This window comes from Weizmannia sp. CD-2023 (assembly GCF_036225245.1).
In the GTDB taxonomy this organism is placed as follows: domain Bacteria; phylum Bacillota; class Bacilli; order Bacillales; family Bacillaceae_C; genus Weizmannia; species Weizmannia faecalis.
This window is the reverse complement of the sequence record NZ_JARTJQ010000134.1, coordinates 1-2,374: the sequence shown is the minus strand read 5'-3', so window position 1 is coordinate 2,374 and position 2,374 is coordinate 1. Positions and strand designations below refer to the sequence as shown.

The window sequence follows — 2,374 nt, the reverse complement described above, 5'->3', positions numbered from 1 at the left end:
GTTATACGGCGTTTCTCAGGCGCGTCGCCCGCCGGTTCCGCCCGGAAGGCCTGCTCGTCTCGACTGCGCTTGCGCCGAAAATTTCCGGCACGCAGCCGGGCCTGCTTTACGCAGCCCACGATTCCGGCGCTCACGGGGCCATCGTTGATTTTGTCATTTTGATGACGTATGAATGGGGATGGGCCGGCGGCAGGCCGCGGGCCATCGCCCCGATTCCTGAAGTGAGGCGTGTCGTTGATTATGCCGTTACCGTCATTCCGCGGAATAAGATTATGATGGGGGCGCCGCTTTACGGACGTGACTGGAGAATCCCGTGGCGCGCAGGCACAACGGCGCGCACGATCAGCCCGCATGAAGCCCTTTCCTTGGCGGCACGGTACGGGGCTGACATCCGCTACCACCCGACCGACCAGGCGCCTTATTTCCGTTACACTGATGCATCAGGCCAGCAGCATGAAGTCTGGTTTGAAGATGCGCGCAGCATGCGGGCAAAAATCAATTTGCTAAACGAATACGGGCTGCGCGGAATCAGCTACTGGGTGCTCGGCAACCCGTTTCCCGAAAACTGGGTCGTGCAGCAGGCACTCATTCAGGCAAGAAAACGGTAATCCGCAACAAAGCGTACGGATGCCCTAAGATTGATTTCATGAATGCTGCTTCTTGCTGCAACAGGATGCGTCCAAACCGCCAGTGCTGCATTTTTCTGCATCGCCCGTACGAAAATCCATCCGGCAGGCTTTTTCAGGCTTGCCGGTTTTTCATGCCCGTTCCACTTCTGTCACCGCGGAAAGTTTGATCGATATCCGCTCCCCTGTCTCCCCTGCCAGCTCCAGCTTTTTTTCGAGCGGCCGGAATTTTGTAATGGTACCGGTGGCGGTAAAGAAATTTCCCGCTTCAAAGAAACGGACCGTAACCGGCACGCGCAGCCGGCAGGCAGATATGAGCATATGGTTCATCTCTTCAAGCTGCTGCTCATCGAGTTCGGGCTTTGCCTGTTTTTCCTGTTCTTTCTGCCATTTTAAAAGTGCCTGCTTATGCTCGGGCAAAAACATGCGTGACCCTTCCCAAAGTTTGTTACCGCGCTGCAGGTATCCGCTCATTTGTAATGCCCTCCTATCTTTTTGGCACGTTCAAGCGCCTGGCCGGCATCAAGCAGCGACACGGCGCGGATGACGGCGCCGGAACCGTATTTCTGCTTGATGCGGTCGACCGCATACCCAATCTTTCTTTCCCCTTCCCTGTTTTCAAACAGATCAAGCTGCCGGATATCATCCCGCGACAGGCGCGACAGCCCGACGCTGATACGGCGGACCGGATTTCCGTCCCAAAACGAAAGAAACAGCCGGCACGCCGCCCGGTAAACGTCCATTGTCCCGTTTGTCGGCGCCAGAAGCGTCATCTGGCGGTGAAAGCCGGACGGATGGGCATAATCCGCCCCCTGGCAGCCGACCGAAACACAAGCGCCCATGACGCCTGAAGTACGCGCCCGGAAACAGACTTCCTCGCAAAGTTCAAGAAGGGCAACTTTGATTTCATGCTCAAAATCGGCGTAGTCGCGCGGCAGCGTCATCGCATGCCCGATCGCTTTCTGTCCGACGTGCGATTCTTTCGAGACGGGCGACTCATCAATGCCGTTTGCCGTCTCCCACAGTACCTGGCCGCCAATCCCCCACCGTTTTTTTAAAACAGAAAGTGGAAAGCAGGCAAGCGCACCGATTGTATAAATGCCGAGCCGCTTCAGATGCTGCTCCATCCGGCTGCCGACACCGAACATCCTGCCAACCGGCAAAGGCCATAAATGCGTTTTGAGATGATGGTGATCCAGTTCAAAAATGCCGGTTTTGTTTTTCTTCGCAAAATGGTCGCACGCCATTTTGGCCAGCACTTTGTTCGGCCCGATCCCGCAGCGGGCATACACGCCGGTTTCTTCCATGATGTCCCGCTGGATTTGCGCGGCGATCTCGCGCGGCTCTCCGAACAGTCGCCTGCTGCCCGTTACATCCATGAACTGCTCGTCAACGGAATACGGTTCAACCATATCCGTATAGCGGGCAAGAATCGAAGAAATCTGCACCGATACATCGAGATAGCGCTGCATGCGCGGCCGAACAATAACGGCATCCGGGCAGAGCTGCTGCGCTTCCCACAGGCGGAGCGCATTCTTCACGCCGCGCTTTTTCGCGAGCGGGCAGGCAGCGAGCACCACCCCGGACCGGCGCGCCGGCTCCCCCGATACGCTTACGGGTTTAGCCCTGTACGCCGGATGATCGGCTTTTGCCACACGTGCATAAAAAGACTGCCTATCGACGAGACCAATCACACGCTGGCGCATCGTTCAACCCCTCTTACCTTCGAAACTCAGCAAACCCCACGA

The 2,374-nt window shown here is 56.9% G+C and carries 3 protein-coding genes; 1 reads left to right on the top strand and 2 read right to left on the bottom strand.

Annotation, left to right across the window (positions count from 1 at the left end):
• The coding region (locus P9687_RS16705) for a glycosyl hydrolase family 18 protein (RefSeq protein ID WP_328228940.1) at positions 1–608 on the top strand (608 nt) is incomplete at its 5' end.
• A gap of 150 nt (positions 609–758) precedes the next feature.
• Here P9687_RS16705 and P9687_RS16700 read toward each other — a convergent pair.
• Both P9687_RS16700 and P9687_RS16695 read right to left on the bottom strand, forming a co-directional pair.
• Positions 759–1,100, bottom strand: a complete 342-nt coding sequence (locus tag P9687_RS16700) for a YolD-like family protein (protein ID WP_061565211.1) — start codon at positions 1,098–1,100, stop codon at positions 759–761.
• Positions 1,097–2,332, bottom strand: coding sequence for a DNA polymerase IV (locus P9687_RS16695; RefSeq protein WP_328228939.1), 1,236 nt, complete (start codon positions 2,330–2,332; stop codon positions 1,097–1,099). Before P9687_RS16695 ends, P9687_RS16700 begins: the two co-directional genes overlap by 4 nt.
• Between the last annotated feature and the right edge of the window lie 42 nt (positions 2,333–2,374).

What these genes read in the sequence shown, in the direction of transcription:
- P9687_RS16695 (WP_328228939.1), bottom strand. Translation starts at nt 2,332, where the DNA reads ATGCGCCAGCGTGTGATTGGTCTCGTCGATAGGCAGTCTTTTTATGCA.
- P9687_RS16700 (WP_061565211.1), bottom strand. Translation starts at nt 1,100, where the DNA reads ATGAGCGGATACCTGCAGCGCGGTAACAAACTTTGGGAAGGGTCACGC.